Here is a 25003-nt window from a genome sequence, read left to right on the forward strand (position 1 = left end):
AAGTGCTCCAGGCAGCTCCGGCAGCAACCGCACGCCTGAAGCGTGCTGACGGCAGGGGTCGGTTCCCGGGGCGGCGGATTGGGGCCCGCAGCGGTGATCAGCTCAGCGCCCGGACCAGTTCGGTTCGGGAGCGGATGTCGAGCTTGCGGTAGATCGAGTTCAGCTGGAACTCGACGGTGCGGCGCGAGCGCGACAGGTGCTCGGCGATCTTGTGGTTGCGCAATCCCCGGGCCACCAGCTGTGCCACGCGCCGCTCGGTCGGCGTCAGCCGCTGGAGTACGAGCAGGGCGGCCTGCGAGGACTCCTGCGGCGCCTCTCCGGCCACCGGCTCGTCGAGGAAAGTCACCACATAGCTCGGACTCATCTGCAGCCCCGAGAACTGCCAGTTGCGGTCGATCTTCACCGACAGCCCGGTGAGCGCAGGATGCGGTCGCCGCACCGAACCGGGCTGACCGTCATTGGCGCCCGGCTTGCCGGCCTCGAACATGGCACCCACCGCCTCCGGCAGGCGGAAGCAGGCATCCGAATCGACCGAGCCGCGCAGGCCGCGATTCCATCGTCCGCACTGCTTCTCCGCTTCATTGTTCGCAAACAGCGATTCGCCGGCGGCATTGACGAACATCACGGTCAACGGCACCTGCCGCAGGAAGTGCTCGTAGCTGGAACGCCGGCTGCGCTCGCCTTCCACCGCACGCAGGCGGCGCAGCGCGGCCTCGATCATCGGATGCAACTGCTCCAGGAACGCATGCTCCTCGGCGGTGACCTGCGACTGATCCGGTGGCCGGCGAATGCTGAGGACCGCCTCGGGGCGCGAATCGTGCCAGAACGCCAGGTGGATGAACTCGTTCCATTCCGGATCGGGTTCCTGGTCGAGACGCCGGCGGTGCGCATCCGGATCTTCGGACACGATCTGGGAATAGGTGTACAGCTTGATCTGCGGATGGCGCGCCAGGTACGGGCCTGAAATGGTCAGGCTGGTGGCCGGTACGTAGTCGGGATTGCGCGGCAGCACCACATGGTGGCGGGCATCCGTCGGTTCATAGTTGACGATGTTGAACATCAGGCTGCATGAGCGGTGCGGCAGCTTGCTTGCGATCAGCTTCAGGCAAGCCTTCCAGGTGCTCTCGAGATCGAGCGAACTCTGCAAGTCGACCACCAGGGCCCGATAGGGGTCGGCGGAGGCTCCGCGCTGGGGAATCAAGGCGCTCATTCTGCGCAGAATAGCAATCCCCGGAGCCTCCGGCCATCAGGTGAAAACACCGGTTTTTCCCTTGCCCGAGTTCTCTTTTTCCCGCAGCAGCAGCGGCAGGGTCGAATCCACAGGTTCAGGCGGGCGGAGGCAAAGCGGGCGATTTGCATTCCCTCATGCCCGAATCGGGAATCACCACGGATTGACGCAGGCTTCCTGTGCCGCCGCGCACGTTGCGGCCGTTCAGGACCGGCTACGCTAAAGCCCGGGCCGCGACTGCGGCACCTGAACAAGAAGAACAAACGCAGGAGCGGAACCCGCATGAAAGTCGACATCAAACAGGCGCAGACGCCTGAGGAATTCGCCGCGTGCGCGCGCCAGCGCTACCGCGTCTACACCGAGGAAATGAACCTCTACCACGACGCCGCGGACCAGCAGGGCCAGCAGCTCAGCGATCCGGACGATGCCTGGTCGCGCTTCTACTACGCGGCCGTAGATGGCGAGGTGGTGGCGAGCCTGCGCTTCCACTGGGGCAGCGATGGGCAATTTTCCGAGGAATGGAACGCGGTCTATCGTTTCGACAGCTTCGCGCCGGATGTGCTGCCGGAGCAGATGGCCGTGGGCTCGCGGCTGACGGTGGACAAGGCTTACCGCGGCTCGGCGCTGCCGGGCCAACTGGTGGCGCACGGGTTGACCGAGTGCCTGCGCGACGGCAAGCAGCTGGTGTTCCTGGACTGCGTGCCGCACCTGATCAACTACTACACCCGCCTGGGCTGGCGCCAGTACACGGACAACGTCGAGGACACCAACGTCGGTATCCTGGTGCCGATGTGCCTGGTGTTCGATGACCGCGATCACCTGGCGCGCGTCGGCAGCAACCTGCTGGCGCTGGTGGACGCGGTGCGCCCCGGGGTGACGGCCGGCCCCTGGGTGCATCGCCTGTTCCCGCATTCCAGCTATGCCGAGGCGGCGCTACGCCACGGCAGCCAGTCGGCGGTGTTCCAGCTGCTCAGCGAGGGCCTGCTGCCGATCTTCCAGGGCTTCACCACGGCGCAGGTGCAGCTGCTCACGGACCAGAGCAACATCCTGGACTGCGAGGCGGGCGCGCTGTTCATCCGGCGGCGCACGGTCTACCGCAGCGTGTTCGTGGTGCTGTCGGGGCAGATGGAAGTGCTGGGCGACAAGGACGTGGTCGCCACCATCGGCAAAGGCGAGCTGGTCGGCGAGATGTCGTTCGTGCTCGGCGGCATGCGCAGCGCCGACGTGCGCGCCGGGCCCGAGGGCGCACAGGTGCTGTCGCTGCAGGAGAACATCCTGCGCAAGATGCTGGACGCCGACACGGCGCTGGCCTCGCGCTTTTATCACAACCTGTCGCGCATCCTGGCACTGCGCCTGGCCGGCGTCGGCGCGCGCGGTACGGAGGCCGACGCATGAGCACGCCCCAACTCTCCGCCGGCGACCTGCTGTCGTACTCCGCCGGCTCCACCCAGACCGGGCCGGACGGCTTTCGCAAGGTCACCCGCGGCGGCCTGTCGCTGACCGCGGTGGTCAGGGCGCACTGGCCTCAGCTGCTGGCGCCGTTCCGCGGGCGCACGCCGGTGGTGGTCAACGCCTACCCGGCAACGATCGGCTTTCCCACCGACGGCGTGCTGGTGGACTGCTACCTGAGCACGCGCACCGCCAGCCGCGCGCTGCAGCTGGCCGCGCGCGAGGACATGCCGGCGATGCTGATGTGCCAGTCGCTGTTCCTGGCGGAGCTGCTGTTCCGCCATGCCGCGAACGGCCTGCGTTTTCCCGACGCGGTGATCGCGATCGCCGGCGGCTACTGCACGCCGCGCTCGCTGCTGCAGGCGCTGACCGCGCTGCTGGCGGAGAAGGGCGTGCCGTTCACGCTGCTGCAGGGCTACGGCGTGGCCGAGGTGGAAGCGGGCATGCTCTGGGGCGTGGACTACGACGCGCAGGGCCGCGTGATCTACCGCCGCCGCGGCCCCGACATCCATGCCGGTCTCATCGACGGACGCCTGCACCTGGCCCTGCTGAACGCACAGGGCGAGTTGCTGAACGCACCCTTCGACACCGGCGACAGCGCGGTGCTGGACGGCGACGACGTTCTCATCAGCAATGCCCGCAGCCGCCTGTCGCCCGAGGTCATGGCGGAACTGGAAGGCTGGGACATGGACGCGTGGCGCCGCCGCACGGGCTACGTCGGACGTGCCGATGGCCGGCTGGTGTTCCAGCTGCGCGAGGGCGTGCCGGCCGCGGGCGACAATGAGCTAGGCTATTACCTGTTCGGCGACCGCTTCGGCTTTTCCTGGCTGAGCAAGCCGCAGTGGGGCCTCTGAGTACCCGGCGTTAACCGGAGCTTGCATGACCGACCTGGAGCGACTGCTCGCCATCGAGGACATCAAGGCGCTCAAGGCGCAGTACTTCCGCGGCGTGGACACGAAGGACGCGGTGGCCCTGCGCGCGGTCTTCGCCGATGGCGCGGAAACCGACTTCCGCTCGGAGTCGCCGACCGGCGATCCGGCCTTCCACCAGCACGACCCCGACGCCTTCGTCCGCAACACCCTGTACATGCTGGAAGGCACGGCCACGGTGCATGCCGGCTTCATGCCCGAGATCGAGTTCCTGTCGGATACCGAGGCCCTCGCGCGCTGGCCGATGAACGACCGCATCTGGGTGGAAGACACCAGCCTCGGTCGCCTGCCGTTCATCACATTGACCGGCTGGGGCTGCTACCACGACCGCTACGTGCGCGGCCCCGCGGGCTGGCGCATCGTGTCGACGCGGCTGCAGCGGACCAGGCTCATCGTCGGCTAGCGCGCCCGCGCCGCTTGCCCAGCACCAGCAGGCCACCGGCCAGGCCGCCCAGATGCGCGAAGTGCGCCACGCCTGACAGCGTGCCGGTCACACCGGCATACAGCTCGAACGCGGCATACAACACCACGAACAGCGGTGCCGGCAGCGGGATCGGCGGAAACAGCAGCAGCAGCTTGCGATCGGGAAACAGGATGGCGTAGGCCGCCAGCAGGCCGAACAGGCCGCCTGAGGCGCCGACGGTGGGCACCGGCTTGCCGAAATGCACGGCGACCAGTTGCGTCGCCGCCGCGGCCAGCACGCTGACCGCATAGAGACGCAGGAAGCGCAACGGACCCAGGGCCTGCTCCAGCTCGCGGCCAAAGGTCCACACGCCGAACATGTTCACCGCCAGGTGCAGCATTCCGCCATGCAGGAAGGCGCTGGTCACCAGCTGCCAGGGCTGGAAGCCCTCTCCCAGCGGCCACAGGGCATAGCGTGGGATCAGGCCATCCGACGCCTGAAGCTGGAGCAGGAAGATCGCGATGTTGGCGATCAGCAGGAACAGCGTGACAGGCGTTCTCATGCGTATCCGCGTGGTGATGAACTGGCTCTACCCTACGTGATTCGCCCCTGTACAGGCCAGTTCGCGGGGCCGCACACGACCCGCGAACGCTAGCCTAGGCGAAGATCAGCGCCGCGATGCCAATGCCAATGCCGAAGATCACGACGAACCACTCCGGCTCCTGCTTCTCGAACACGAACTCGCTGGGGTTCGTGGGGTTGTAGAACACCTTGACCGGTGTGCCCGCCTCGAAGTCCGCGATCAGCTCCTTCGGGAAGGAGGTCTTCTTGGTGATGGTGGTGCCGTCCTCGGTCTCGAAGACGAACTCTGCGGTATAGGTATGGTTACCCCTGCTCGAGCTGTCGGTGTACTCGCTGATCGGCTCCACGATCGCCACGGTGCCGATCTTCTTCAGCTGCTCGATCCTGGAACGCTCCGAGCAGCCTGCGACCGCAACCCCCACGCCGATGACCACACCCAGGATCTTGAACACCAGGCTCTTTGTATTCACGACTTCCCATCCCTGTTTTTGAGTTGTCCCGGAATGGTAGCGAGCGCCGCGACCGGCTGACAGTCCGGTCGTGACCATCAGCCCAGGGAAAACAGGTCGTAGCGCACAAAACCCTCCGGCCCGCCCTTCAGCCCGGTGACCTTTCCCACTGCCTGCAGATGGTTGAGCCAGGCGTACCTCGGATGCCCGGTCTGGAAGCAGGGCGTGATGATGAAGTACATGTCCGCTGCCGTGAGCGTTTCTCCGGCGCTCATGCGCGCGAAATTCTCCGGCTTCACGCTGATGACGCCGCCGTAGCTGACGTGGATCAGCGCGCCGTCACCGGTCTGCAGGCTCATGCGCGCATCCACGCGCAGGCTGCCGCCCGGCATGGCACGCAGCCAGTCGCCGGTGGGCGTGAGCATCTGCGCGTCCAGGCGCGGACCGCGAGCCCAGCCGCCGGGACCGGACTGGTAGATCGTCAGCGCCGGGTCGATCTGCTGCGGCGCGCCGACGGTGGGGCTGTGCAGCGTGCACAGGAATTCGGTGGCGATCTGCGTGGTGGGCTGCATCGTGGTCTTCGTGTCCATGGCTCAGCGCTCCGGCTGCAGACAGACGGCCTCGACGTTGTTGCCGTCGGGGTCCAGCAGGAAGGCGGCGTAGTAGTGCGGGCCGTAGTCCACGCGCAGCCCCGGCGCGCCATGATCGCGGCCACCGGCCTTGAGTCCGGCGCGATGGAAATGATCGACCGCCTTGCGGTCCGGCGCGCGGAAGGCGACATGGATGCCGTGGCCGGCAGGCTGGGTGTTGCCGTGCAGCCACAGCCCGGCTTCGCCCTTGGGGCCGATGCCGGCACCGTGCTCGTCCTGCGAGCAGATGCCATGGCCCAGCGGCGCCAAGGCCGCCTCGTAGAAGCGCAGGCTGGCAGCGAGATTCTTTACCTTCAAACCGAGATGGTCGTACATGAGCAGTCTCCTGTGTGTGGAAACCACTCTAGGGACGCGCGGCGATCTTCTCTTGGAGAATCTTGCGGTCGCCCTTCGCCGCACGGCGGAAGCCGCCGGGCGAGACGCCGGCGGCGCGGTGGAAGCTGCGCACGAAGTTGGAGAGGTCGGCGAAGCCGACGTCCAGCGCTACGTCGGTGATGGCGCGGTCCTCGTCCGCCAGCAGGCGCGCGGCATGGCGCAGGCGCGAGCGCAACAGGTATTGGTGCGGAGTCACCCCCACGACCTTGGCGAACAGACGCAGGAAGTGGAAGGGGCTCAGGCCAGCCTCGCGCGCGGCGCGTTCCAGGTCCACTTCACTGGGAGAATTCGCGTCCAGCCATAGTGCCGCCTCGACCGCACGGCGGCGGTCGCGCGGCGGCGCGGCGGGCGGAGTCCGGCGGTGGCCGGAAACCAGCTCGACGAAGCGCGCGGCGAACAGCAGGCCCGCCTCGTCCATGCCGATGTCGCTGCCACCGTCGGCCACGGCCTGCGCCAGCTCGCCCAGCACCACCAGTTGCGGCAGCGGCGGCAGGCTGAGGCTGCGCCAGGGTTTCTGTCCGCCGCCCAGGGCCTCCACCCATTCGGCGGAGAGCTGAAAGGACAGGCACTCGTCGCCGCAGACGTGGTGATCGTGGGTGCAGAGGTATTCGTCGCCGGGGCAACCCACCATCAGCGAACCGGCCACCAGCTCGAAGCTGGCACCGCGACTGCGCAGGCCGAAGCTGCCCTTGCGCACATAGGACACGGAATAGCCGCCATGCACCTCGGGGTAGGGCGCATCCTGCGGGCCGGCATCGCAGCGGTAGTCCATCACCGTCAGCGAGCCGCCCTTGTAGATCGTCGTGGCCGTCATGTCTGAAACCCTCGCCGGCCAGTACACGCCTTCCGGGCTGGCCGGTCAAGCCGGGATTTACATTCAACCATATGGTTGACTATTGATCGGGCCCTGCGTATATTCAACCTTATGGTTAATCAATCATCATCCCGCCTGGATCTCGTGTTCCAGGCCCTGGCGGACCCCACCCGGCGGCAGATGCTGCGCAGCCTCGCGGGGCGCGAGCGCACGGTCGGCGAACTGGCGGAGCCCTTCCGCATTTCGCTGGCCGCCGCCTCCAAGCACGTCAAGACCCTGGAGCGCGCCGGCCTGGTGCGCCGCACCGTGCAGGGACGCAGTCATTTCTGCCGGCTCGATCCCAAGCCCATGGCCGGCGCACACGAGTGGCTGGGCTTCTACGAACGTTTCTGGGGTGAGCGTCTCGATGCCCTCGAGGCGCTGCTGCGACATCCCGGGAAGGAGTGAATCATGGATGACTTTGGTGTGGTGACCGAACCCGGCACCTTGCGCATGGACCGCCTGCTGCCCGGGCCCATCGAGCGGGTCTGGAGCTATCTCACGGACTCGGACAAGCGCGCACGCTGGCTCGCCGCCGGGCCGATGGACCTGCAGATCGGCGGGCGCGTGGACCTGGCGTTCCACAACAGCCTGCTGTCGTCGAAGGTCGAGGAGCCGCCCGAGCACTACCGCAACGCGGACTGCTCGAAGCTGCAGGGCCGCGTCACCCGCTGCGAGCCGCCTTACCGGCTGAGCTTCACCTGGGGCACGGGTGCCGATGCCTCGGAAGTGAGCTTCGACCTGAGCGAACAGGGCAGCGACGTGCGCCTGGTGCTGACGCACCGCCGCATCGGCGAGCGCCGCATGCTGCTGAGCGTGGCCGGCGGCTGGCACACGCATGTCGGCATCCTGGTGGACCGCCTCAACGGCCGCGAACCGCCCGGCTTCTGGTCGACGCATACGGCGCTGGAGGCGGAGTACGGACGCAGGCTCTAGAACAACTCCTGCTGCCCCCTGCCGCCCGACTCGATGAACAGCAGCTTCTTCTTGGTCTCCACGCCGCCGTGCGCGGAGAAGCCGCCGCTCCAGTCGCCCGCGCCGAGGATGCGATGACAGGGCACGACGATAGGGAAGGGATTGGCGCCCAGCGCCCGCCCCACCGCGCGTGCCGCGCCGGGATCGCCCAGGGCGGTTGCCAGCTCACCGTAGGTGCGCGTCTGGCCCGGAGGAATCGCACGCGCCAGTTCGTAGACGCCGAGCGCGAAGGCCTGCAGGCCGGCAGTATCGAGCACGATCTCGCGCAGGTCGCGCGGCTCGCCGCGCAGCAGCGCCAGGATGGAGTCGATGGCGGCGCTCACCGGCTCCGGCGGCAGCGCTTCCTGCAACTCCGGGTAGCGCCGCCGCAAGCGCGCAAGCGTGCGCCGCTCGTCTACTTCAGGCAGCTGCGTGCCGACCAGGCCGCGTTCACCCCAGGCGATGCCGCAGCGGCCCAGCGGCGTGTCGAACAGGCAGAGTCCTTGTTTCATGGCTGCAGTCTGCATCAGGGTCGGCGCGGATACTTGCCGGATCTTGCTCAGGTCTTCTTCATCAGGTGCCGCGGGCCGCTACCCTCCACGGCGAGCTTGTCGCCGGGATTGCGCAGGCGGCAGCGCTCGATCGACAGGCAGCCGCAGCCGATGCAGTCCGTGAGCTGGTCGCGCAGCTGCGTCAGCTGCTCGATGCGCGCGTCCAGTTCCTCGCGCCAGGTCCGCGACATGCGCGTCCAGTCGGCCAGCGTCGGGATGCGGCCCTCGGGCAGTTGCGCCAGCGCCTCGCCGATGGTCTCCAGCGGAATGCCGACGCGCTGGGCGACGCGGATGATGGCGATATGGCGCAGCGTGTCGCGGGTGTAGCGGCGCTGGTTGCCGGCACTGCGGCGGCTGTGGATCAGGCCGCGGCTTTCATAGAAGTGCAGCGTCGACACCGCCACGCCACTGCGCTGGGCTACCTGCCCCACGCTGAGTTCGTCATGCGGCGATACCATGGACTTGACCTCAACTTAACTTGAGGTTCTATGCTGGCGCCAACATCCGATGAGGTCAAGCATGAACAGCATTGTCCGCCTGCTGCAGCAGGCTACCCCGCGCCCCGCCAGCCCCGGCACCATGCGCGCGCTGCTGCTGGCCGAGTACGGCGGGCCGGAGCTGCTGCAGGTCCGGCAGTTGCCGCTGCCCGAACCGCGGGAAGGGGAGCTGCGCGTGCGCGTGATCGCGGCCGGCCTGCAGCCGGTGGACGCGGCGGTGCGCCGCGGCGCCTTCGCACGCGGGGGCGCTTTTGCCTCGGCGCTGCCGCTGACGCCGGGCAACGAGTTCGCCGGCGTGGTCGACAAGGTCGGCGCGGACATCGGCCATTTCCGGCGCGGCGAATCGGTACTGGGCTGGACCCTGCTCAAGGCCTGCGCCGAGTACCTGGTGGTGCCGGCGGCGCAGGTGCTGCACAAGCCCTCGATCCTGCCCTGGGACGAGGCCGGCGCCCTGTCGGCCTCGGGCCAGACGGCGCATACCGCGCTCGAAGCACTGCAGCTGCGCGCCGGCGAAACCCTGCTGGTGCACGGCGCGGCCGGCGGCGTCGGCACGATGGCGGTGCAGCTGGCGCGGGCATACGGCCTGCGCGTGATCGGCAGCGCCAGCCCGCGCAACCACGACTATCTGCGCGTCCTCGGTGCCGAGCCGGTGGCCTACGGCGAGGGCATGGAGGAACGCCTGCGCGCGATGGCGCCGGGCGGTATCGACGCCGCGCTGGATGCGGCTGGCGGAGATGCCCTGTACGTGTCCCTGAACCTGGTGCGCGAGCGCCGCCGCATCGTCACCCTGGTGGAATTCACCAAGGCGGAGCTGTTCGGGGTGCAGGCGGTCCGCAGCCAGCGCTCCACTGCGCGCCTGGGCGAGCTGCTGCAGCTGCACGCGCAGGGGCAGCTGCGCGTACACGTCTCCGGTCGCTACGCGCTGGAAGACGCGGCGGCGGCGCATCGCGAGATCGAAGCCGGGCATGTGCGCGGCAAGCTGGTGCTGCGCATCGGGGCCGCGCATGAATGAGGGCCTGATGTCGCGGCCCTACCGCGCGCTCACCAGCGGCATCGTCGCGCTGATCTCGCTGATCGGCTTCGAGTACCTGGCGATCGCCACGGCGATGCCGGCGGTGGCGCGCGCGCTCGATGGCCTGTCGCTGTACACGCTGGCCTTCGGCGGCCCGATGGCCACCAGCGTGATCGGCATGGTGCTGTCGGGCGGCTGGTGCGACCGCGGCGGACCACGCGCGCCGCTGTGGACCGGCGTGGCGGCCTTCGTCACCGGCTTGCTGCTGGCGGGCATGGCCCCTTCGATGGCGCTGCTGGTGACGGGCCGCCTGGTGCAGGGCCTCGGTGGCGGCCTGCTGTCGGTGGCGCTGTATGTGATCGTGGCCCGCGCCTATCCCGCGGCGCTGCACCCGCGCATCTTCGCCGCCTTCGCCGCGGCCTGGGTGGTGCCGGTGATCGTAGGTCCGGCGCTGGCGGGCTGGATCGTGGAAACGCTGGGCTGGCGCTGGGTGTTCTTCAGCGCCGTCATCGTGGCCCTGCCGGCGGCGCTGGCGGTGCAGGCCGCGCTGCGCGGACGTGCATTGCCCAACCCCGCGCCGACCGCGCCGCAGCACGCAAGGCTGTGGTGGGCGCTGGCGGCGGCGGGCAGTGCCGGGCTGATGTACTGGGCCGGGCAGCAGGGCGAACACGCCGGCTGGCTGCTGCCGCTGACGGTGATCGCGCTGGCACTGTCGGCACGACAGCTGTTGCCGGCAGGCACGCTGCTCGCAGGACGCGGCCTGCCCGCCGTCGTCGCGCTGCGCGGACTGGCGGCGGCAGCCTTCTTCGGCTGCGAGGTGTTCATCCCGCTGCTGCTCTCCGGCGAGCGCGGCCTGTCGCTGACCCAGGCCGGCCTGGTGCTGACCGTCGGCGCGCTGGGCTGGTCGGCCGGGTCCTGGTGGCAGGCACGGCCGGGGCGCGCGCCGCGGGTCCTGCTGCTGCGCAACGGCATGGCGGCGATCGCCCTGGGCATCCTCGCGATGCTGGCACTGCTGTGGCCGGCGGTGCCGCTGGCCCTCGGCGTCGCCGGCTGGATCGCCGCGGGCCTCGGCATGGGGGTGGTCTACCCGACGCTGTCGGTGCTGACGCTGGAGCTGTCGGAGCCGTCGCAGCAGGGAACCAACAGTTCAGCGCTGCAACTCAGCGATTCGCTGTTCTCCGCCACCGCGCTGGCCTTGTCAGGCGCGCTGTTCGCGGCGCTGCTGCCGCAGTCTGCGATGGCGGGATATGTGGCGGGGCTGCTGCTGGCGGCAGGGTTTGCTGTGGCCGGCGTGGTGGTCGCGGGGAGGACGGAGGCAGGAATTCCTGTGAGAGGGACACTGGCTGCCGCATGAGGCCCCTTTCTCGTAGGAGCGGCTGTTAGCCGCGAGGGATGGTCGCCATGGTGGCCGCCGATCGCGGCTGACAGCCGCTCCTACGAGCCGGCACTTTTATCCTCGGCCTTCATCGACTGCCGGCACCACAAAATCCCCCCCAGCACGATCGCCCCACCCAGCGCCTGTTGCGCACCGAAGCGCTCCTGCAGCAGCAGCCAGGCAAAGGCCGCCGCCGCCAGCGGTTGCAGCAGCAGGCTGACCGAGGAGAACGAGGCCGGCAGGTGCGCAAAGCCGTAGGCGATCAGGCCCTGGCCCAGCACGTGCGACAGCATTGCCAGCCCCAGCAGCACCCACCAGCCCTGCGCGGATTGCGGCCATAGCACCTCGCCCTGCAGCAGCGTCATCGGCAGCAGCACGATGGCGGCGGTGGCGCTGGTCCAGAACATCACCGCGAGCGTGGAGTGGTAACGCCGCTGGTGGCTCAGCACCAGCAGGTAGCCGGCATAGAACAGCGAGGTGACGACGGACAGCAGGTCGCCGATCAGCGTCCTGCGCGAGACTTCCATGCTGTCGGCCATCAGCAGCAGCGCACCACCGAAGGCCAGCCCCAGTCCGGCGATGAAGGCAGGTCGCACGCGCTCTCCCCATAGCCACCAGGCGACCAGCGTGACCCAGACCGGCGCGAGGTTGGTGAGCAGCGTGGAGTTGGCCACCGAGGTCCACAGGATCGACTGGTGCCAGACGGCGAGGTCGCCGACGAAGAACAGGCCGGCCAGCGCCAGCCAGCCCAGTGACCGTGACGATGTTCCACGGAAGCTTTCGCCGCGCAGCAGCATCAGCAGGCCGAACACCGGCGCCGCCAGCGCCAGTCGCCAGAACGCGGTGGCGGTGGGACCTACATCGGCGAGGCGCACGAAGATCGGCGCAAGGCCGATCAGGGTTGCGCCGATCAGCAGCGCAGAAAGAGGCGACAGGCGCAGACTCAACGTGCTTTCCAGTCCTGCAGCATCTTGTCGTAGTCGCGCACCGTGGTGCCGAAGCGGCGATCCCACAGCGGCAGGAAGCCGGCGTAGTTGCCGCGCACACGCGCATGGTGCGCGTCGTGGTGCAGGGCGCCATGGGAGAACGGCAGCCAGTGCGTCGGCGACCCGGGGAAGGCGTAGCCGCAATGGCCCTCCGCTGCCTCCCATTGCCGGAACAGGATCCAGATCCACAGCAGCGCCACATGCGCGCCGAGCAGCGAGGGCCCGACGAAGGCCAGCGAGCCGGTGAGCACGTACTCCACCGGGTGCATGTAGTGTCCGGTGATGGCCCAGGGCGCCAGCACGCGGTGATGGCGGCCGTGGACGTTCGCCAGCAGCCAGCGCGAATGCATGGCGCGATGCATCCAGTAGTAGAGGAAGTCGTCTAGATAGATGCAGAACAGCAGTTGCAGCGGGAACAACCACCACCAGCTTTCCGGCAGCGGTCCGAGGGTCACGCCGGACAGGCTCATCAGCGGCCAGGCCGCGGCCGTGACGGCGAGCATGCAGAGATTGTTGCGCGCCCAGCTCCACAGCGATTCGCGCAGCATCCGCGGCCCCTGCACCAGAATGCCGCGGCGCTCGGCTTCCTCCTGCGACAGGGCGCCGGCACCGCGCGGGTTCTGGATTTTCCAGCGCCGCGCCCAGGCCGGGTCGCGCGCCGCCAGCCCGGTCAGCGGCAGCGCGAAGGCTAAAAAGGACCCGGCGCTGAGCAGGACCGTGGCAATACCCACCCAGACGAAGCGCGGGTCGGCGTAGGCGGCGGTGACGAATTCGAACATGGGCGGCAGCTTACGCCGCCGCCCGGCGCCTGCAAGAAGCGCGCTTCAGCGCGGCTCCCGGTGCTCCTTCGGCGGCTTGGGCGGCTTGCAGGGCTCGTCCGGTTCGCAGCCCAGCAGCTTGCGCTCCTCGTCGGTCGGAGGGCGCTTCTGCTCACGCAATTCGCGGAAGCGCTGGCGGATGCGCTCCTGCTCCTCGGGCGGCAGCTTGCGGAACTGCTCGGCGCGTTCGCGCAGGCGCTCGCGCTGCTCCGGCGTCATGCGGCGGAAGTGCTCGCGCCTGTCGCGCATGCGGTGCCGCTCTTCCGGCGACATGCGCTGCCAGCGGTCCAGGCGCTGGCGCGCATGCTCGCGCTGCTGCGGGTCCAGCTGCGACCAGCGCTCGGCGCCGCGGGCCAGGCGGTCCTGCTTGTCGCCGGGCAGCGTCGCCCACTGCTGGCGCATCGGCTCCAGCACTTCGCGCTGGCCGTCGCTGAGCTGCTCCCAGCCGGTGGCGGCCTGGGCCGGCGCCAGCAGCAGCAGGCCCAGCACCGCGGCGAGCCTAGCGAGCCTTCGCATCGCGCTTGTCCATTTTCTCATCTCGGTCCTTTTTGTCCCCGGCCTCGGCCTGTGGCTCGTCGAGCAGGCGCTGCACGCCCTCGTCGGGCCACTCGGCCAGGAACTCCAGCAACTCGGCGCTGGGCGCGGCGGGCTTGCCCGGGGGCAGCGCGGCGGCGGCCAGCAGCAACAGGCCCTCAAGCACTTCCGGCCTCCCGGTCCATCCACTCGTACATCTCCAGGTCCTGGTAGAACTCCGGCGACTGCTCGTCGGTGAGCACGTCCAGGGCCTCGGAGGCGACGGTGTTGCCGACAGCGACCGGCGTCGCGGGCAGGCTGACGGGCGCGGTGGGCATCCACAGCGCGGCGACCAGCACGGCCGTGGCGGCTGCCGGCACCGCCCACAGCCAGGGCCTGGCCGGCGAGCGCGCGGCGTCCAGGGCGCGCGCGCGCGCGGCGCTGAGCCGGGCGGACGTCACCATGTCGAGCTTCTCGCTGTCGCGCAGCAGGCGCTGCAGCTGCAGCAGTTCTTGGTCGTGTTCGGTTTTCATGGCCAGACCCCCTCCAGATCCTGGCGCAGCGCGGCAAGCGCGCGGTGCAGATGGGTTTTGACGCTGCCGTCGCTGCAGCCCATGGCGCGCGCGGTGTCCTCGACGCTGAGCCCTTCCCAGAGCCGCAGTTCGAAAGCCTCGCGCTGGCGTGTCGGCAGATCCCGCAGCGCCTGCTCCAGGCGCCGCATCTGCTCGACCCGCTGCAGCGTTTCCTGCGGGCCGGGGCCCGGCTCGGCAACCTGCTCCACCGGGTCCTCGTCCTGCTCCTCGTCCTGGACCGACGGACGCCAGAAGAACAGGCGGTTCTTCACCGTCTGCCGGCGCTGCCAGTCGCGGATGCGGTTTTCAAGAATTCGGTAGAACAACGCCGGCCACTCCTCGGGGGGGCGGCCGGCGTATTTGCGCGACAGCTGCAGCATGGCGTCCTGTACCAGGTCCAGGGCCTCGTCGCGGTCCCGCGTGGCGATCTGGGCCATGCGGAAGGCACGGCGTTCGACCGACGCGAGGAAAGCGTCGAGTTGCTGGACGTTGGCGGTACTCACGCCTCCGAGTTTATGGCTTGTCGTCGTCGCGACGTTCACGGCGGCGTTCAATGCGGTCACCCTTCTCGTCCAGACGCTTCTCGACGCGATCACCCTTCTTGTCCAGGCGCTTGTCCACCCGGTCGCCGCGCTTGTCGAGGCGCTCCTCGATCCGGTCACCCTTCTTTTCCAGGCGGTCGGCGCGGGCTTCGTTGCCAGCAGCCTCGGCGCGGTCGGCGCGACGTTCCAGGCGGTCGTTGATGCGATCGCCCTTGGCGTCCAGGCGGGCATCGACGCGGTCACCGCGCTTGTCCAGGCGCTCCTCGATGCGCTCGCCCTTGGCGTCCAGGCGCTTGTTGGCCGGGTCGTCGGCCATCGCCGGGAGGGAGGTGAAGGCCACCGCGAACAGGCCGAAAACCGCGGATACTGGGATTCTCATGGGACAATCTCCTGTGTAGGGACGTACACCATAGAACGTGCAAGCTGTACCGCGGTTGACCGGCCGGTTTTCGGTGCAGTGCAACATGCTTATGCACAACGGCAGGGCGCGGCTTCGAAAACGAAGGTCAAGCCTTGACAGCGTCACAATGCAGCAATGTCGGTGGAACTGCCTGAATTGAATAAGCTTATTTTTTGGTTTGCAAAGCCGGAAAGTTGGCGCTCCCAAACGACGGCATAGGTCAAATTTACTACTCGGAACTATCCCCAAACTTATCCACAGCCTCGTGAGCCTCGAATTGGTGGCGGTTGCCGTTCCGGTACCGCTCTACAAAACCTTCGACTATCTGGTGCCCGCGCGCATGCGCGGGCGGCTGCAGCCGGGCATGCGCCTGAAGGTCCCTTTCGGGCGCCGCCAGCTGGTCGGCGTGGCCCTGGAGGCCCCGCGCGAGGCCGGGGCCGACACGGAGGGTTACCGCCACGTCGAGGAGTTGCTGGACGAAGAGGCCCTGTTGTCGCGCGAAGTGCTGGGTTTGGCGCGCTGGGCGGCGGACTACTACCGCCACCCGCCCGGCGAGGTGATGTCGGCCCTGCTGCCCGGCCCGCTGCGGCGCGGCCAGCCGGCGCAGTTGCCGGAAGACCCGGGCCTGCGCCTGACCCGTTCCGGTGCGGCCGCTTTGGGTGAACTGCCCAGCCGCAAGAAGAACCTGCGCAAGCTCTTGCAGACCCTCGGCCCCGGCCCGCTGCCGCGCTCGGCCCTGCCGCGCGGCCCGGCGCTGGCCCTGGCGCTGGAGTCCGGCTGGATCGAAACGGTGCCGGCCACCGCCCTGCCGTTCGCCCTGGCCGAGACCCCGCCGGAGCTGACCCCGGAGCAGGCCGCCGCCCTGGCCGGACTGCAGGCGGCCCGCGGTTTCGACGTGGCCCTGCTGCAGGGCGTCACCGGCAGCGGCAAGACCGAGCTGTACCTGCGCCGGGTCGCCGAGGTGCTGGAGCGCGGCGGCCAGGCCCTGGTGCTGGCCCCCGAGATCGGCCTGACCCCGCAGCTGGTGGAACGTCTGGTGCAGCGCTTCGGCGAAGGCGTGGCCGCCTTCCATTCCGGCATGAGCGAGGCCGAGCGCGGCAAGAGCTGGCTGCGCGCCCGCAGCGGCGCGGCACGGGTGGTGGTGGGCACCCGCTCGGCCGTGTTCCTGCCCTTCATCCGGCTGGAACTGATCGTGATCGACGAGGAGCACGACCCCTCCTACAAGCAGCAGGAAGGCTTCCGCTACTCGGCCCGCGACGTCGCCGTGCTGCGCGCGCAGCGCCTCGGCATCCCGCTGATCCTGGGCAGCGCCACCCCGGCGCTGGAAAGCCTGCACAACGCCGGCGCCGGCCGCTACCGGCGTATCGAACTGTCGGCCCGCGTTGGCCGCGGCGCCCCGCCGCAGGTGCAGGCCCTGGACCTGCGCGGGCAATTGCTGCAGCACGGACTGTCGGAGCCGCTGCTGGGCAAGGTGCAGCAACACCTCGATGCCGGCGGCCAGGCCCTGCTGTTCATCAACCGCCGCGGCTACGCGCCGATGCTGGTCTGCCACGACTGCGGCTGGATGGCGGCCTGCCAGCACTGCGACGCCCGCATGACCCTGCACCGCGGCCGGCGCCGGCTGGTCTGCCATCACTGCGGCGCCCAGCAGCCCACTCCCAGCCGCTGCGGCGGCTGCGGCGGCAGCAAGCTGCTGCCGGTGGGCGAGGGCACGGAGCGCATCGAGGACGCGCTGCGCAACCGCTTCCCGATGGTGCGCACCGAGCGCTTCGACTCCGACCGCCTGGCCAGGAAGGGTGAGCTGGAGAAGCTGCTGGCCGACATCCGCAGCGGCGACATCCGCATCCTGGTCGGCACCCAGATCCTGGCCAAGGGCCACGACTTCCCCGGCCTGTCGCTGGTGGGCATCGTCTCCGCCGACCAGGCCCTGTACGGCGCCGACTTCCGCGCCGTCGAGCGCATGGGCCAGCTGGTCACCCAGGTGGCCGGCCGAGCCGGCCGCAGCGCCGGTATCGAGGGCGACAGCGCCCCCACCGCCGAGGTACTGCTGCAGACCCATGAGCCGCAGCATCCCGCCCTGCTGCGCCTGATCACCGGCGGCTACCCGGCCCTGGCCGAGCTGCTGCTGGCCGAACGCGAAGCCGCCGGCCTGCCGCCGTACTCGCACCTGGCGCTGCTGCGCGCCGAGTCGATGGACGCGGAATTGCCGCTGCGCTTCCTCGCCGCCGCCCGCGAACTGCTGGCACCGCACGCCGCCGACGTGATGCTGTCCGACCCGGTGCCGGCGCTGATGGAACGGCGCGGCGGCTACGTGCGGGCGCAGCTGCTGCTGCAGTCCACCAGCCGCGCGGCGCTGCAGAAGGTGCTGGCGGCGGGGGTCACGCGGCTGGATGGGCTGCCGGATGCGCGGAAGGTCCGCTGGTCGGTGGACGTGGATCCGGCGGATTTGTTTTAGCTGTTCCTCCCCTCGCCCGTTTACGGGAGAGGGGCTGGGGGAGAGGGTTTCTGTAAATGGCGAATTCGCACGCCAAGCAAGAGTTACAGAAACCCTCTCCCGGCCTCCGGCCACCCTCTCCCGCAAGCGGGAGAGGGGACAGAGTCTTAGCCGCTCGCCAACCCTCGGCCAAAAACCAGCGTCAGCACGCCCAGCAGCACAAACAACCCCGCCGCCGCAAACCGGATCGGCTTCAGCGGCAGCCGGCTCGCCAGCGCCGCCCCCAGGAACACCACCGGCACGTCGGCCAGCAGCATGCCGGTGGTGGTGCCGGCCACCACCGCGACCAGGGATTCGTACTTCAGCGCCAGCAGGGTGGTGGCGATCTGGGTCTTGTCGCCGATTTCGGCCAGGAAGAAGCAGACCGTGGTGATCCAGAACACGCTGCCGCCGCTGCGCTCGGCCTCCCCCTGCTCCACGGTATCGGGCTTGAGTGCCCACAGGCCGACGCCGATGAAGGAGATGCCGACGATCCAGGGCAGCCAGGCCGGATCCAGCAGGCCGCGCAGCCATTGGCCGGCGATACCGGCCAGGGCATGGTTGAACAGGGTGGCAACGAGGATGCCGGCGATCACCGGCCAGGGCCGCTTGAAACGGCTGGCGAGCAGCAGGGCGAGAAGCTGGGTTTTGTCGCCGATTTCGCCGAGGAACACGGCGCCGGTCGAGACGAGGAAGGATTCCACTTTCAGGTACTCCAGGCCGGGCGCGAAAAGGACGCAAGACATCCATGCAGGCGCCCGGCGGCGCGGCATGTCTGTCTTGGTCTCGCATGCCGGAACCGGCTGGATGCACCATGGCCATGCGGGCCAAGTATGTTGACGCATCCCCCTGCTTGCGCAGGGCGCTACTCCCCAAAAACGGCCGCGAATATAGCCCAAAGCGACCCGAAAGCCCATGGCCGGCTACAATTCACGCCTTAAGAACCTGATTCAACGCTGATGAAAGCCCATTTGCACGATTTGTTGCGCGCCGCCCTCGACGCGCTGCAGGCCGAGGCCGGCACCGACGCCGCCCCCGCCATCCAGCTGGACGCCACCAAGGACGCCAAGTTCGGCGACTTCCAGACCAACCTCGCCCTGCAGCTGGCCAAGCCGCTGGGGCTGCCGCCGCGCGCGGTCGCCGAGAAGCTGCTGCAGAAGCTGCCGGCCTCGGCCCAGGTCGCCAAGGTGGAGATCGCCGGGCCGGGCTTCATCAACTTCTTCCTCAACAAGTCCGCCTTCCAGGCGGTGGTCGCCGAAGTGCTGAAGCAAGGTGCGGACTACGGCGTGGACCGCAGCGGCAAGGCCGGCAGGATCATGGTGGAGTTCGTCTCCGCCAACCCCACCGGCCCGATGCACGTCGGCCACGGCCGCGGCGCCGCCTACGGCGACAGCATCTGCAACCTGCTGTCCGCCACCGGCTGGACGGTCTGGCGCGAGTACTACATCAATGACGCCGGCCGCCAGGTGGATGTATTGACCGTGTCGGTACTGCTTCGCTATCTGGAACTCTTTGGCAAAACTCTGGCGATGCCGAAGCGGTGCTATCCCGCAGACTACATCAAGGTGACGGCCAAGAAGCTGCAGGATAGCCATGGCGACGGCCTCAAGCCGGTCAACGATCCTCTCGATTGGCATGAGATTGAAACTGAACCTGTTGCGGGCGAAAACGCTACGGATCGCGAGAAGGAAACTGCCAAGCTCGGGCAGGAAGCCTATTTGGATCGTGTCATTAGCCTAGCTAAGGTGAACCTGGGCGAGTCTCGGTGGGAACAGATTCGCCAAGCCGCACTGGACGACCAGCTGGGTGCGATCCGCAAGACGCTGTCGGACTTCAACGTGGGCTTCGACCAGTGGTCCTCCGAGGCCGAGCTGGTGAAGAGTGGCTTCGTCGAGAAGGCCATCGCGCGTCTGCGCGAGCAGGGCCTGGTCTACGACAAGGACGGCGCGGTCTGGATGAAGACCGAGGCCTACGGCGACGAGAAGGACCGCGTGCTGGTGAAGGCCGACGGCGCCGCCACCTATTTCTGCAACGACCTGGCCTACCACGTCGACAAGCTCGACCGCGGCTGGAACCTGCTGATGGACGTCTGGGGTGCGGATCACCACGGCTACATCGCCCGCGTGCGCGCCGCCATCGAGGCCCTCACCGGCCGCAAGGACGCGCTCAACGTGCAGCTGATCCAGTTCGTGACGCTGTCGTCCGGGCGCATGGGCAAGCGCAGCGGCAACTTCGTGACCCTGCAGGACCTGATCGACGAGGCCGGCACCGACGCCACGCGCTTCTTCTACCTGATGCGCGGCCACGAGCAGCACCTGGAGTTCGACATCGACCTGGCGCGTTCGCAGACCACCGACAATCCGGTCTACTACGTGCAGTACGCGCATGCGCGCATCTGCCGCGTGTTCGACCAGTTGGCGGAGAAGGGCGGCAAGTTCGACCCGGCGGCCGGCATCGCCGCACTGCAGCGTCTCGACAACGAGCATGAGAAGGCGCTGCTGACCCTGCTCAACCGCTACCCGGAAACACTGCGCAAGGCGGCGGCGGAATTCACGCCGCACACCCTGGTGTTCTTCCTCAAGGACCTCGCCGAGGGCCTGCACAGCTACTACAACATCCATCGCTTCCTGGTGGATGACGATGCCGAGCTGCAGAACGCGCGCCTGGCGCTGATCAGCGCCGTGGGGCAGGTGCTGCGCAATGCGCTGGGACTCCTCGGCGTCAGCGCGCCGGAAAAAATGTACCGGGAAGAAACGACCTGATGGCACGCGATTACGCACAGAATTCGCGCGGCGGTGGCCGCAAGCAGACGCGCGGCCGTTCCGGCGGCGGCGGCAGCGGCATGCCGGGCTGGGTCTGGCTGGTGTTCGGCCTGGCCATCGGCCTGGCGGTGGCGGCCTTCGTCTACATCAAGCGCCCGTCCTCCACGATGATGAGCGCGGAGCAAGCGTCGCAAGCGCCTGCGGAACCGGAAGAAGCCACCAAGCCGAAGAAGCCCTCAAAGGAAGCCCTGAAGCTGCCGCCGAAGGAAAAAGCGCGCTTCACCTTCTATGAACTGCTGCCGAGCGAGGAAGTGGTGGTTCCGCGGGGCGACAAGGATGCCGCCAAGACCGCCAGCGGCGACGGCTCCAGCTACGTCATCCAGGCCGGCTCCTACCGTGATCGGGAGGAGGCCGACAAGCAGAAGGCCACGCTGGCCCTGCTGGGCGCCGAGTCGCGCATCGAGACCGTGACCATCGACGGCTCCGACACCTTCTACCGCGTGCGCATCGGCCCGCTGAAAGACTTCGGCAAGGTGCAGATCCTCAGCAGCCGGCTCGAGGACAACGGGATTCAGGCGATGGTGGTGAAGGTTAAGTAAGCAATCGCCTCATTCCCTCTCCCGCCGGCGGGAGAGGGGACAAAAACTACGGCCGGATTCCCACCGCATAAAGCGCCGCACATACCGCCAGCGCCAGCACCGCCGCCACGATCCACTTCACCGGCAGCCCATCCCCCGGCGGAGTGACCGCCGGCGCCGGCTTCATCGCATCGACCAGGTCCTTGGCCTGCTTCAGGCCCAGGCCGGTCTCCTCGCGCAGCAGCTTGATCGCCTCGATCATCTGGCCCTCGGCCACCAGCCGCCGCACCTCGGCCGAACCGATTCCCGCACCGGGCGCTGCGGCGCTCGCGGGCAGGCGGCGCACGACGCGCTCCAGCGCGGCAGGCGAGGGATCGTTCTCGATCAGGTCGTGTGCTTCCTTGAGACCCAGGCCGCTGACCTGGCGCAGGCGCTTGATCGCTTCCAGCTTGTTGCCCTGGCGCACCAGGGCGGCGATTTCTTCCACGGCTGGATTCATGGCGTTTCTCCCACAGACTTCAATCCTGACACAGGATCGAGCCGATAGTAGTCCGCCAGCAGGGCATACAACTCGGCATGGTGGCGCTGCAACTCCACCGGCCGCTGGAAGAAGGACTCGGTGACCACGCCGAAGAACTCGCCGGGGCTTTCGGCTCCGTAGGGGTCCAGCACCGGCGGACGGCGGTGGCGCTGCAGGCGCTCGTATTCCTTCTGCATCACCACGGACCAGCGACTGTAGTCACGCAGCGCCGGCGCTCCCTCGGTCAATGGGTTCTCGTCATCGAGCTGGTGCGCGAATTCGTGAACCACCACATTCATGCTGTCGCCATGTCGCGCAAGCTCGACATCGGCCCAGGACAGGACCACGTGCTCGCCCTCCCAGGATTCGCCAAAGGTTTCCTGCGGCTCGTCCGGAACCGGCAGCAACGCGTCCAGCGCGTCCAGTTGGCCCTCCGACCCGACCTGCGGGATCAGAAAAGCCTCTGGATAGAGCAGCACACTGTGCATCCCGGGGAACACCGGCGCATCCGGCCGTAGCAGCAGCAGGGCGGCATAACCTGCGATGACCAGACATTGATCTTCCATGACCTGCTGCAGCCCGCCGCAGGGCACGAAGCGCTTGGTTTTCAGGAATTCCTCGACGCGGGACTCGTAGAGCGCGCGTTGCGCTTCCGGCACCCAGGCGGACTGCGGCACCAGCGCGGCAAGACGCGTCTGCCATTGCGGCGGCAGCGGCTCGACCGCCAGCGGCGTCGGCCGGAACAGCCGCCATAGTGCCAGCGCGAGGCCCGCGACGACCAGAAGACCGATCAGGCCCTGCGCGTCGCTCACCAGAATCCGCGCGGCTTGTCGGGGCTGCTTTCCTCGGCCTTTTCCTGGGCCTCCATCTGCTTCTGGCGCTTCTTCACCGACTCGCTCACACGCAGGCGGTAAGCCGAGACGGCACGCAGCGTCGCGAAGGGGCCGGCCAGCAGGATCACCACCAGCACCGCGACCCAGAAGAATTCAGTGCTCATGACCGTCTCCGGCGTTACAGGCCTTGCAGGTTTGCGACCGACAAAAGCAGCCACTTGTTCCCGGCGGTCTTGAACTTCACCTCCGCCCGGGCACGTTCACCGTCGCCGTCGAAGCTCAGGATGGTGCCCTCGCCGAACTTGGCATGTTTCACCCGCTGGCCCAGCGAAAAGCCGCCGGGGCCGAAGTTGCTTTCCTTCAGCACCGGGCGCGCCGCGCTGCGGTCGTAGCCGGCATAGCCGCCGCGCTCGTAGGCATTGCTGTTGCCCGAACCGCCGCCGTAGCCACTGCCACCGCCGCGCGAGTAACCGCCGCCAAAGTTCGACTCGCGTGCGACAAAAGCCGGGCGCAGCACCTGGGCGCGTGGCCGCGTCTCCTGCAGGGTCTCGGCGGGGATTTCCTTGATGAACTGCGAGGGGCTGCCGATCTGCTCCACGCCATGCACGCGCCGCACCTCGGCGTAGGAGACGTAGAGGTTTTCGCGGGCACGGGTGATGCCGACGTAGCAGAGGCGCCGCTCTTCCTCGATGTTGCCTTCCTCGATGGAGCGCATGTTGGGGAACAGGCCGTTCTCCACACCCACCAGGAACACCGCCGGAAATTCCAGGCCCTTGGCGGCATGCAGCGTCATCAGCTGCACGCTCTCCTCGCCCGGCCCGGCCTGCTGCTCGCCCGCTTCCAGCGCGGCGTGGCCGAGGAAGTTCGACAGCGGATCCATCTCCGGCATGTCCTCGTCGGCCATCGGCGAGGGCAGCAACTCAAAGCCGCGCGCGGCGCTGACCAGTTCGTCGAGGTTCTCCAGGCGGCCTTCCGCTTGTTCGCCCTTTTCCTTCTTGTAGTGATCGCGCAGGCCGGTGCGCGCGATCACCAGCTCGGTGAGCTGCGACAGCGGGAAGTCCTTGCCCTCGGCAGCGATCGCCTCGATCAGCGCCATGAACTGGTTGACCGCGTTGGCGGAGCGGCCCAGGTGCTGCTGGCCGAGCTTGGCCGCCGCCCACAGCGAGATGTCCTGCTCGCGCGCCCACAGGCGCAGCTTCTCGACCGTGGTGGCGCCGATGCCGCGCGGCGGCGTGCCGACGGCGCGCTCGAAGCTGGTGTCGTCGTCACGGTTGTGCAGCAGTCGCAGGAAGGCCAGCGCGTCCTTGATTTCCTGCCGCTCGAAGAAGCGCAGGCCGCCGGTGATGCGGTAGGGCATGCGGTTGCGGATCAGGATTTCTTCGATCACGCGCGACTGCGCGCTGGTGCGGTAGAGGATCGCGTGGTCGCTGTAGCGGCGGCGCCCCTCCACTCCGTCGCGGATGCGGTTGATGACGAACTCCGCCTCGTCGTACTCGTTGAAGGCGGCGTAGAGCTGGATCTGCTCGCCGTCGCCGCCATCGGTCCACAGGTTCTTGCCGAGGCGGCCGTTGTTCTTGGCAATCAGGCCGTTGGCCGCGCGCAGGATGGTGCCGGTGGAGCGGTAGTTCTGCTCCAGGCGCACCACCTCGGTGCCGAGGAAATCGCGCTGCAGGTGCAGCATGTTCTCCACACGCGCGCCGCGCCAGGAGTACACCGACTGGTCGTCGTCGCCCACCGCGAACAGCACGCCGCGGTCGCCGGCCAGCGTGCGCAGCCAGTCGTACTGCAGCTTGTTGGTGTCCTGGAACTCGTCGACCAGGATGTGGCGGAAGCGCGTGCGGTAGTGGCGCTGGATGCCGAGGTCGTCGCGGCACAGCTCGTAGGCGCGCAGCAGCAGCTCGGCGAAGTCCACCAGGCCGCTGCGGCGGCACTGTTCCTCGTAGGCGGTGTAGACGCGCACGTACTGGCGCATCGCGAAGTCGCCGGTGTCCTGGATGTGGTGCGCGCGCAGCGCCTCTTCCTTGCGCGCGTTGATCCAGCCGGTCAGTGCCTTGGGCGGATACTTGTCTTCCGGCAGGTCCAGGGCCTTGCATACGCGCTTGACCAGGCGCTGCTGGTCGTCGGCGTCGAGGATCTGGAAGTTCTGCGGCAGCTTTGCTTCCTTCCAGTGCAGCCGCAGCATGCGGTGCGCGATGCCGTGGAAGGTGCCGACCCACATCGAGCGCACCGGCACCTTGATCAGCTGCTCGATGCGGCCGCGCATTTCGTTGGCGGCCTTGTTGGTGAAGGTCACCGCCAGCACCGACTGCGGCGAAACGCCTTCCACCGCGATCACCCAGGCCACGCGATGCGTCAGCACCCGCGTCTTTCCCGAGCCCGCACCGGCCAGCACCAGCCGGTGCTCCGGCGGTGCCGTCACCGCCTCGCGCTGCGCCGGATTGAGGTCGCGGGTCAGCTGGGCGACGGTGGGGTCATGAGGGGGGAGGAAATCCATGGGGTATTTTACCCCGGATAGCACTCCCTCTCCCGCGCGATAGGCCTCCGTTTTGAGCCCCTCTCCCCTTGCGGGAGAGGGGTTGGCGAGGGGATGGATCCCCGAGGTAGGGCAACGCATGGAGCAGTTGCCGAGGAGAGGGGGAGCGTTCAACCGGCCGCGCAGTGCGTACCCGCCACCGAGCCCCCTCTCCCTCAGTCCCTCT

30 protein-coding genes and 1 riboswitch are annotated in these 25003 nt (G+C 68.3%); of the genes, 10 read left to right on the forward strand and 20 right to left on the reverse strand.

The window, feature by feature from the left end; translation table 11 throughout:
- Positions 1–97: 97 nt before the first annotated feature.
- Positions 98–1210 carry a helix-turn-helix domain-containing protein gene (locus tag D0B54_RS23515; RefSeq protein ID WP_117294734.1) on the reverse strand — a complete coding sequence of 371 codons (1113 nt, stop codon included), beginning with the start codon at positions 1208–1210 and terminating at the stop codon, positions 98–100.
- 300 nt (positions 1211–1510) lie between these two features.
- Between D0B54_RS23515 and D0B54_RS23520 the strand changes: the two genes are divergently transcribed.
- The 3 genes from D0B54_RS23520 to D0B54_RS23530 are packed head-to-tail and all read left to right on the forward strand — an operon-like array spanning position 1511 to position 4009.
- Complete coding sequence (locus D0B54_RS23520; RefSeq protein ID WP_117294735.1) at positions 1511–2623, forward strand: cyclic nucleotide-binding domain-containing protein; 1113 nt, start codon at positions 1511–1513, stop codon at positions 2621–2623.
- Positions 2620–3531 (forward strand): hypothetical protein, encoded by a 912-nt coding sequence (locus tag D0B54_RS23525; RefSeq protein WP_117294736.1) that lies wholly within the window; start codon positions 2620–2622, stop codon positions 3529–3531. Before D0B54_RS23520 ends, D0B54_RS23525 begins: the two co-directional genes overlap by 4 nt.
- A gap of 25 nt (positions 3532–3556) precedes the next feature.
- Positions 3557–4009 carry a nuclear transport factor 2 family protein gene (locus D0B54_RS23530; RefSeq protein ID WP_117294737.1) on the forward strand — a complete coding sequence of 151 codons (453 nt, stop codon included), beginning with the start codon at positions 3557–3559 and terminating at the stop codon, positions 4007–4009.
- Here the strand turns inward: D0B54_RS23530 and D0B54_RS23535 are convergent.
- The 5 genes from D0B54_RS23535 to D0B54_RS23555 form a co-directional block, all read right to left on the reverse strand.
- Entirely contained in the window at positions 3996–4571 is a 576-nt protein-coding gene (locus tag D0B54_RS23535) for a rhomboid family intramembrane serine protease (RefSeq protein ID WP_117294738.1), read from the reverse strand. The genes D0B54_RS23530 and D0B54_RS23535 overlap by 14 nt on opposite strands.
- Positions 4572–4665: 94 nt before the next feature.
- Positions 4666–5061, reverse strand: a complete 396-nt coding sequence (locus tag D0B54_RS23540; RefSeq protein ID WP_162932662.1) for a DUF3592 domain-containing protein — start codon at positions 5059–5061, stop codon at positions 4666–4668.
- A gap of 77 nt (positions 5062–5138) precedes the next feature.
- A complete protein-coding gene (locus tag D0B54_RS23545) occupies positions 5139–5630 on the reverse strand; it encodes a DUF3237 domain-containing protein (protein ID WP_117294740.1) in 492 nt (163 codons plus the stop codon).
- A gap of 3 nt (positions 5631–5633) precedes the next feature.
- The gene (locus D0B54_RS23550; protein ID WP_117294741.1) at positions 5634–6005 is read right to left on the reverse strand and encodes a VOC family protein; all 372 of its coding nucleotides are present in this window, start codon (positions 6003–6005) and stop codon (positions 5634–5636) included.
- Between the two features lie 28 nt (positions 6006–6033).
- Positions 6034–6879, reverse strand: coding sequence for a helix-turn-helix domain-containing protein (locus tag D0B54_RS23555; protein ID WP_117294743.1), 846 nt, complete (start codon positions 6877–6879; stop codon positions 6034–6036).
- 111 nt (positions 6880–6990) lie between these two features.
- Between D0B54_RS23555 and D0B54_RS23560 the strand changes: the two genes are divergently transcribed.
- Both D0B54_RS23560 and D0B54_RS23565 read left to right on the forward strand, forming a co-directional pair.
- Positions 6991–7326 carry an ArsR/SmtB family transcription factor gene (locus D0B54_RS23560; protein WP_117294745.1) on the forward strand — a complete coding sequence of 112 codons (336 nt, stop codon included), beginning with the start codon at positions 6991–6993 and terminating at the stop codon, positions 7324–7326.
- Positions 7327–7329: 3 nt separating this feature from the next.
- Positions 7330–7854 (forward strand): SRPBCC family protein, encoded by a 525-nt coding sequence (locus D0B54_RS23565; protein ID WP_117294747.1) that lies wholly within the window; start codon positions 7330–7332, stop codon positions 7852–7854.
- Here D0B54_RS23565 and D0B54_RS23570 read toward each other — a convergent pair.
- Both D0B54_RS23570 and soxR read right to left on the reverse strand, forming a co-directional pair.
- On the reverse strand, positions 7851–8384 hold the full coding sequence (locus tag D0B54_RS23570; protein ID WP_117294749.1) for a methylated-DNA--[protein]-cysteine S-methyltransferase: 534 nt from the start codon (positions 8382–8384) through the stop codon (positions 7851–7853). The two genes, D0B54_RS23565 and D0B54_RS23570, sit on opposite strands and share 4 nt — an antisense overlap.
- Positions 8385–8431: 47 nt before the next feature.
- Complete coding sequence (soxR, locus tag D0B54_RS23575; RefSeq protein ID WP_117294750.1) at positions 8432–8881, reverse strand: redox-sensitive transcriptional activator SoxR; 450 nt, start codon at positions 8879–8881, stop codon at positions 8432–8434.
- Positions 8882–8942: 61 nt separating this feature from the next.
- Between soxR and D0B54_RS23580 the strand changes: the two genes are divergently transcribed.
- Complete coding sequence (locus D0B54_RS23580; protein ID WP_205527225.1) at positions 8943–9932, forward strand: NADP-dependent oxidoreductase; 990 nt, start codon at positions 8943–8945, stop codon at positions 9930–9932.
- On the forward strand, positions 9925–11286 hold the full coding sequence (locus D0B54_RS23585; protein ID WP_205527226.1) for an MFS transporter: 1362 nt from the start codon (positions 9925–9927) through the stop codon (positions 11284–11286). Before D0B54_RS23580 ends, D0B54_RS23585 begins: the two co-directional genes overlap by 8 nt.
- Positions 11287–11366: 80 nt before the next feature.
- Here D0B54_RS23585 and D0B54_RS23590 read toward each other — a convergent pair whose 3' ends face one another.
- Genes D0B54_RS23590 through D0B54_RS23620 form a run of 7 tightly spaced genes read right to left on the reverse strand, consistent with a single transcriptional unit; the run spans position 11367 to position 15117 of the window.
- Entirely contained in the window at positions 11367–12254 is an 888-nt protein-coding gene (locus tag D0B54_RS23590; RefSeq protein ID WP_205527227.1) for a DMT family transporter, read from the reverse strand.
- A complete protein-coding gene (locus tag D0B54_RS23595; protein ID WP_117294754.1) occupies positions 12251–13072 on the reverse strand; it encodes a sterol desaturase family protein in 822 nt (273 codons plus the stop codon). The genes D0B54_RS23590 and D0B54_RS23595 overlap by 4 nt, the downstream gene beginning before the upstream one ends.
- 45 nt (positions 13073–13117) lie before the next feature.
- Entirely contained in the window at positions 13118–13627 is a 510-nt protein-coding gene (locus tag D0B54_RS23600) for a DUF3106 domain-containing protein (RefSeq protein ID WP_162932663.1), read from the reverse strand.
- Positions 13611–13811: a hypothetical protein gene (locus D0B54_RS23605; protein ID WP_117294758.1), complete on the reverse strand. Its 201-nt coding sequence runs from the start codon at positions 13809–13811 to the stop codon at positions 13611–13613. The genes D0B54_RS23600 and D0B54_RS23605 overlap by 17 nt, the downstream gene beginning before the upstream one ends.
- On the reverse strand, positions 13804–14157 hold the full coding sequence (locus D0B54_RS23610; protein WP_117294760.1) for a hypothetical protein: 354 nt from the start codon (positions 14155–14157) through the stop codon (positions 13804–13806). The genes D0B54_RS23605 and D0B54_RS23610 overlap by 8 nt, the downstream gene beginning before the upstream one ends.
- Complete coding sequence (locus D0B54_RS23615) at positions 14154–14699, reverse strand: RNA polymerase sigma factor (RefSeq protein ID WP_117294762.1); 546 nt, start codon at positions 14697–14699, stop codon at positions 14154–14156. Before D0B54_RS23615 ends, D0B54_RS23610 begins: the two co-directional genes overlap by 4 nt.
- 10 nt (positions 14700–14709) lie before the next feature.
- Positions 14710–15117 (reverse strand): hypothetical protein, encoded by a 408-nt coding sequence (locus D0B54_RS23620; protein ID WP_117294764.1) that lies wholly within the window; start codon positions 15115–15117, stop codon positions 14710–14712.
- Between the two features lie 286 nt (positions 15118–15403).
- Here D0B54_RS23620 and D0B54_RS23625 point away from each other — a divergent pair, with 286 nt between their 5' ends.
- Positions 15404–17593, forward strand: coding sequence for a primosomal protein N' (locus D0B54_RS23625; protein ID WP_117294766.1), 2190 nt, complete (start codon positions 15404–15406; stop codon positions 17591–17593).
- A 146-nt stretch (positions 17594–17739) separates the two neighbouring features.
- Here D0B54_RS23625 and D0B54_RS23630 read toward each other — a convergent pair whose 3' ends face one another.
- A complete protein-coding gene (locus tag D0B54_RS23630) occupies positions 17740–18315 on the reverse strand; it encodes a TMEM165/GDT1 family protein (RefSeq protein ID WP_117295493.1) in 576 nt (191 codons plus the stop codon).
- Positions 18316–18328: 13 nt separating this feature from the next.
- Positions 18329–18497: riboswitch (yybP-ykoY riboswitch) on the reverse strand.
- A 73-nt stretch (positions 18498–18570) separates the two neighbouring features.
- Here D0B54_RS23630 and argS point away from each other — a divergent pair.
- Complete coding sequence (gene argS / locus D0B54_RS23635; protein WP_117294768.1) at positions 18571–20373, forward strand: arginine--tRNA ligase; 1803 nt, start codon at positions 18571–18573, stop codon at positions 20371–20373.
- Positions 20373–20972, forward strand: coding sequence for an SPOR domain-containing protein (locus D0B54_RS23640; RefSeq protein ID WP_117294770.1), 600 nt, complete (start codon positions 20373–20375; stop codon positions 20970–20972). Before argS ends, D0B54_RS23640 begins: the two co-directional genes overlap by 1 nt.
- Positions 20973–21018: 46 nt before the next feature.
- Here D0B54_RS23640 and D0B54_RS25115 read toward each other — a convergent pair whose 3' ends face one another.
- From D0B54_RS25115 to uvrD, 4 genes are read right to left on the reverse strand one after another with little or no spacing between them, the layout of a single operon-like run.
- Positions 21019–21450, reverse strand: coding sequence for a ribosomal protein L7/L12 (locus D0B54_RS25115; RefSeq protein ID WP_117294771.1), 432 nt, complete (start codon positions 21448–21450; stop codon positions 21019–21021).
- Positions 21447–22283 carry a zinc-dependent peptidase gene (locus D0B54_RS23650; RefSeq protein WP_240433506.1) on the reverse strand — a complete coding sequence of 279 codons (837 nt, stop codon included), beginning with the start codon at positions 22281–22283 and terminating at the stop codon, positions 21447–21449. The genes D0B54_RS25115 and D0B54_RS23650 overlap by 4 nt, the downstream gene beginning before the upstream one ends.
- A complete protein-coding gene (locus tag D0B54_RS23655; protein WP_117294773.1) occupies positions 22280–22468 on the reverse strand; it encodes a hypothetical protein in 189 nt (62 codons plus the stop codon). The genes D0B54_RS23650 and D0B54_RS23655 overlap by 4 nt, the downstream gene beginning before the upstream one ends.
- 14 nt (positions 22469–22482) lie before the next feature.
- On the reverse strand, positions 22483–24798 hold the full coding sequence (gene uvrD, locus D0B54_RS23660; RefSeq protein ID WP_117294775.1) for a DNA helicase II: 2316 nt from the start codon (positions 24796–24798) through the stop codon (positions 22483–22485).
- Positions 24799–25003: the final 205 nt, after the last annotated feature.

It is taken from the genome of Solimonas sp. K1W22B-7 (assembly GCF_003428335.1).
GTDB lineage: Bacteria > Pseudomonadota > Gammaproteobacteria > Nevskiales > Nevskiaceae > Solimonas_A.

What these genes read in the sequence shown, in the direction of transcription:
- argS (WP_117294768.1), top strand. Translation starts at nt 18,571, where the DNA reads ATGAAAGCCCATTTGCACGATTTGTTGCGCGCCGCCCTCGACGCGCTG.
- soxR (WP_117294750.1), bottom strand. Translation starts at nt 8,881, where the DNA reads ATGGTATCGCCGCATGACGAACTCAGCGTGGGGCAGGTAGCCCAGCGC.
- D0B54_RS23520 (WP_117294735.1), top strand. Translation starts at nt 1,511, where the DNA reads ATGAAAGTCGACATCAAACAGGCGCAGACGCCTGAGGAATTCGCCGCG.
- D0B54_RS23515 (WP_117294734.1), bottom strand. Translation starts at nt 1,210, where the DNA reads ATGAGCGCCTTGATTCCCCAGCGCGGAGCCTCCGCCGACCCCTATCGG.
- D0B54_RS23550 (WP_117294741.1), bottom strand. Translation starts at nt 6,005, where the DNA reads ATGTACGACCATCTCGGTTTGAAGGTAAAGAATCTCGCTGCCAGCCTG.
- D0B54_RS23545 (WP_117294740.1), bottom strand. Translation starts at nt 5,630, where the DNA reads ATGGACACGAAGACCACGATGCAGCCCACCACGCAGATCGCCACCGAA.
- D0B54_RS23555 (WP_117294743.1), bottom strand. Translation starts at nt 6,879, where the DNA reads ATGACGGCCACGACGATCTACAAGGGCGGCTCGCTGACGGTGATGGAC.
- D0B54_RS23585 (WP_205527226.1), top strand. Translation starts at nt 9,925, where the DNA reads ATGAATGAGGGCCTGATGTCGCGGCCCTACCGCGCGCTCACCAGCGGC.
- D0B54_RS23595 (WP_117294754.1), bottom strand. Translation starts at nt 13,072, where the DNA reads ATGTTCGAATTCGTCACCGCCGCCTACGCCGACCCGCGCTTCGTCTGG.
- D0B54_RS23570 (WP_117294749.1), bottom strand. Translation starts at nt 8,384, where the DNA reads ATGAAACAAGGACTCTGCCTGTTCGACACGCCGCTGGGCCGCTGCGGC.
- D0B54_RS23640 (WP_117294770.1), top strand. Translation starts at nt 20,373, where the DNA reads ATGGCACGCGATTACGCACAGAATTCGCGCGGCGGTGGCCGCAAGCAG.
- D0B54_RS23580 (WP_205527225.1), top strand. Translation starts at nt 8,943, where the DNA reads ATGAACAGCATTGTCCGCCTGCTGCAGCAGGCTACCCCGCGCCCCGCC.
- D0B54_RS23565 (WP_117294747.1), top strand. Translation starts at nt 7,330, where the DNA reads ATGGATGACTTTGGTGTGGTGACCGAACCCGGCACCTTGCGCATGGAC.
- D0B54_RS23525 (WP_117294736.1), top strand. Translation starts at nt 2,620, where the DNA reads ATGAGCACGCCCCAACTCTCCGCCGGCGACCTGCTGTCGTACTCCGCC.
- D0B54_RS23655 (WP_117294773.1), bottom strand. Translation starts at nt 22,468, where the DNA reads ATGAGCACTGAATTCTTCTGGGTCGCGGTGCTGGTGGTGATCCTGCTG.
- D0B54_RS23620 (WP_117294764.1), bottom strand. Translation starts at nt 15,117, where the DNA reads ATGAGAATCCCAGTATCCGCGGTTTTCGGCCTGTTCGCGGTGGCCTTC.
- D0B54_RS23610 (WP_117294760.1), bottom strand. Translation starts at nt 14,157, where the DNA reads ATGAAAACCGAACACGACCAAGAACTGCTGCAGCTGCAGCGCCTGCTG.
- D0B54_RS23535 (WP_117294738.1), bottom strand. Translation starts at nt 4,571, where the DNA reads ATGAGAACGCCTGTCACGCTGTTCCTGCTGATCGCCAACATCGCGATC.
- D0B54_RS25115 (WP_117294771.1), bottom strand. Translation starts at nt 21,450, where the DNA reads ATGAATCCAGCCGTGGAAGAAATCGCCGCCCTGGTGCGCCAGGGCAAC.
- D0B54_RS23560 (WP_117294745.1), top strand. Translation starts at nt 6,991, where the DNA reads ATGGTTAATCAATCATCATCCCGCCTGGATCTCGTGTTCCAGGCCCTG.
- D0B54_RS23600 (WP_162932663.1), bottom strand. Translation starts at nt 13,627, where the DNA reads ATGCGAAGGCTCGCTAGGCTCGCCGCGGTGCTGGGCCTGCTGCTGCTG.
- D0B54_RS23530 (WP_117294737.1), top strand. Translation starts at nt 3,557, where the DNA reads ATGACCGACCTGGAGCGACTGCTCGCCATCGAGGACATCAAGGCGCTC.
- uvrD (WP_117294775.1), bottom strand. Translation starts at nt 24,798, where the DNA reads ATGGATTTCCTCCCCCCTCATGACCCCACCGTCGCCCAGCTGACCCGC.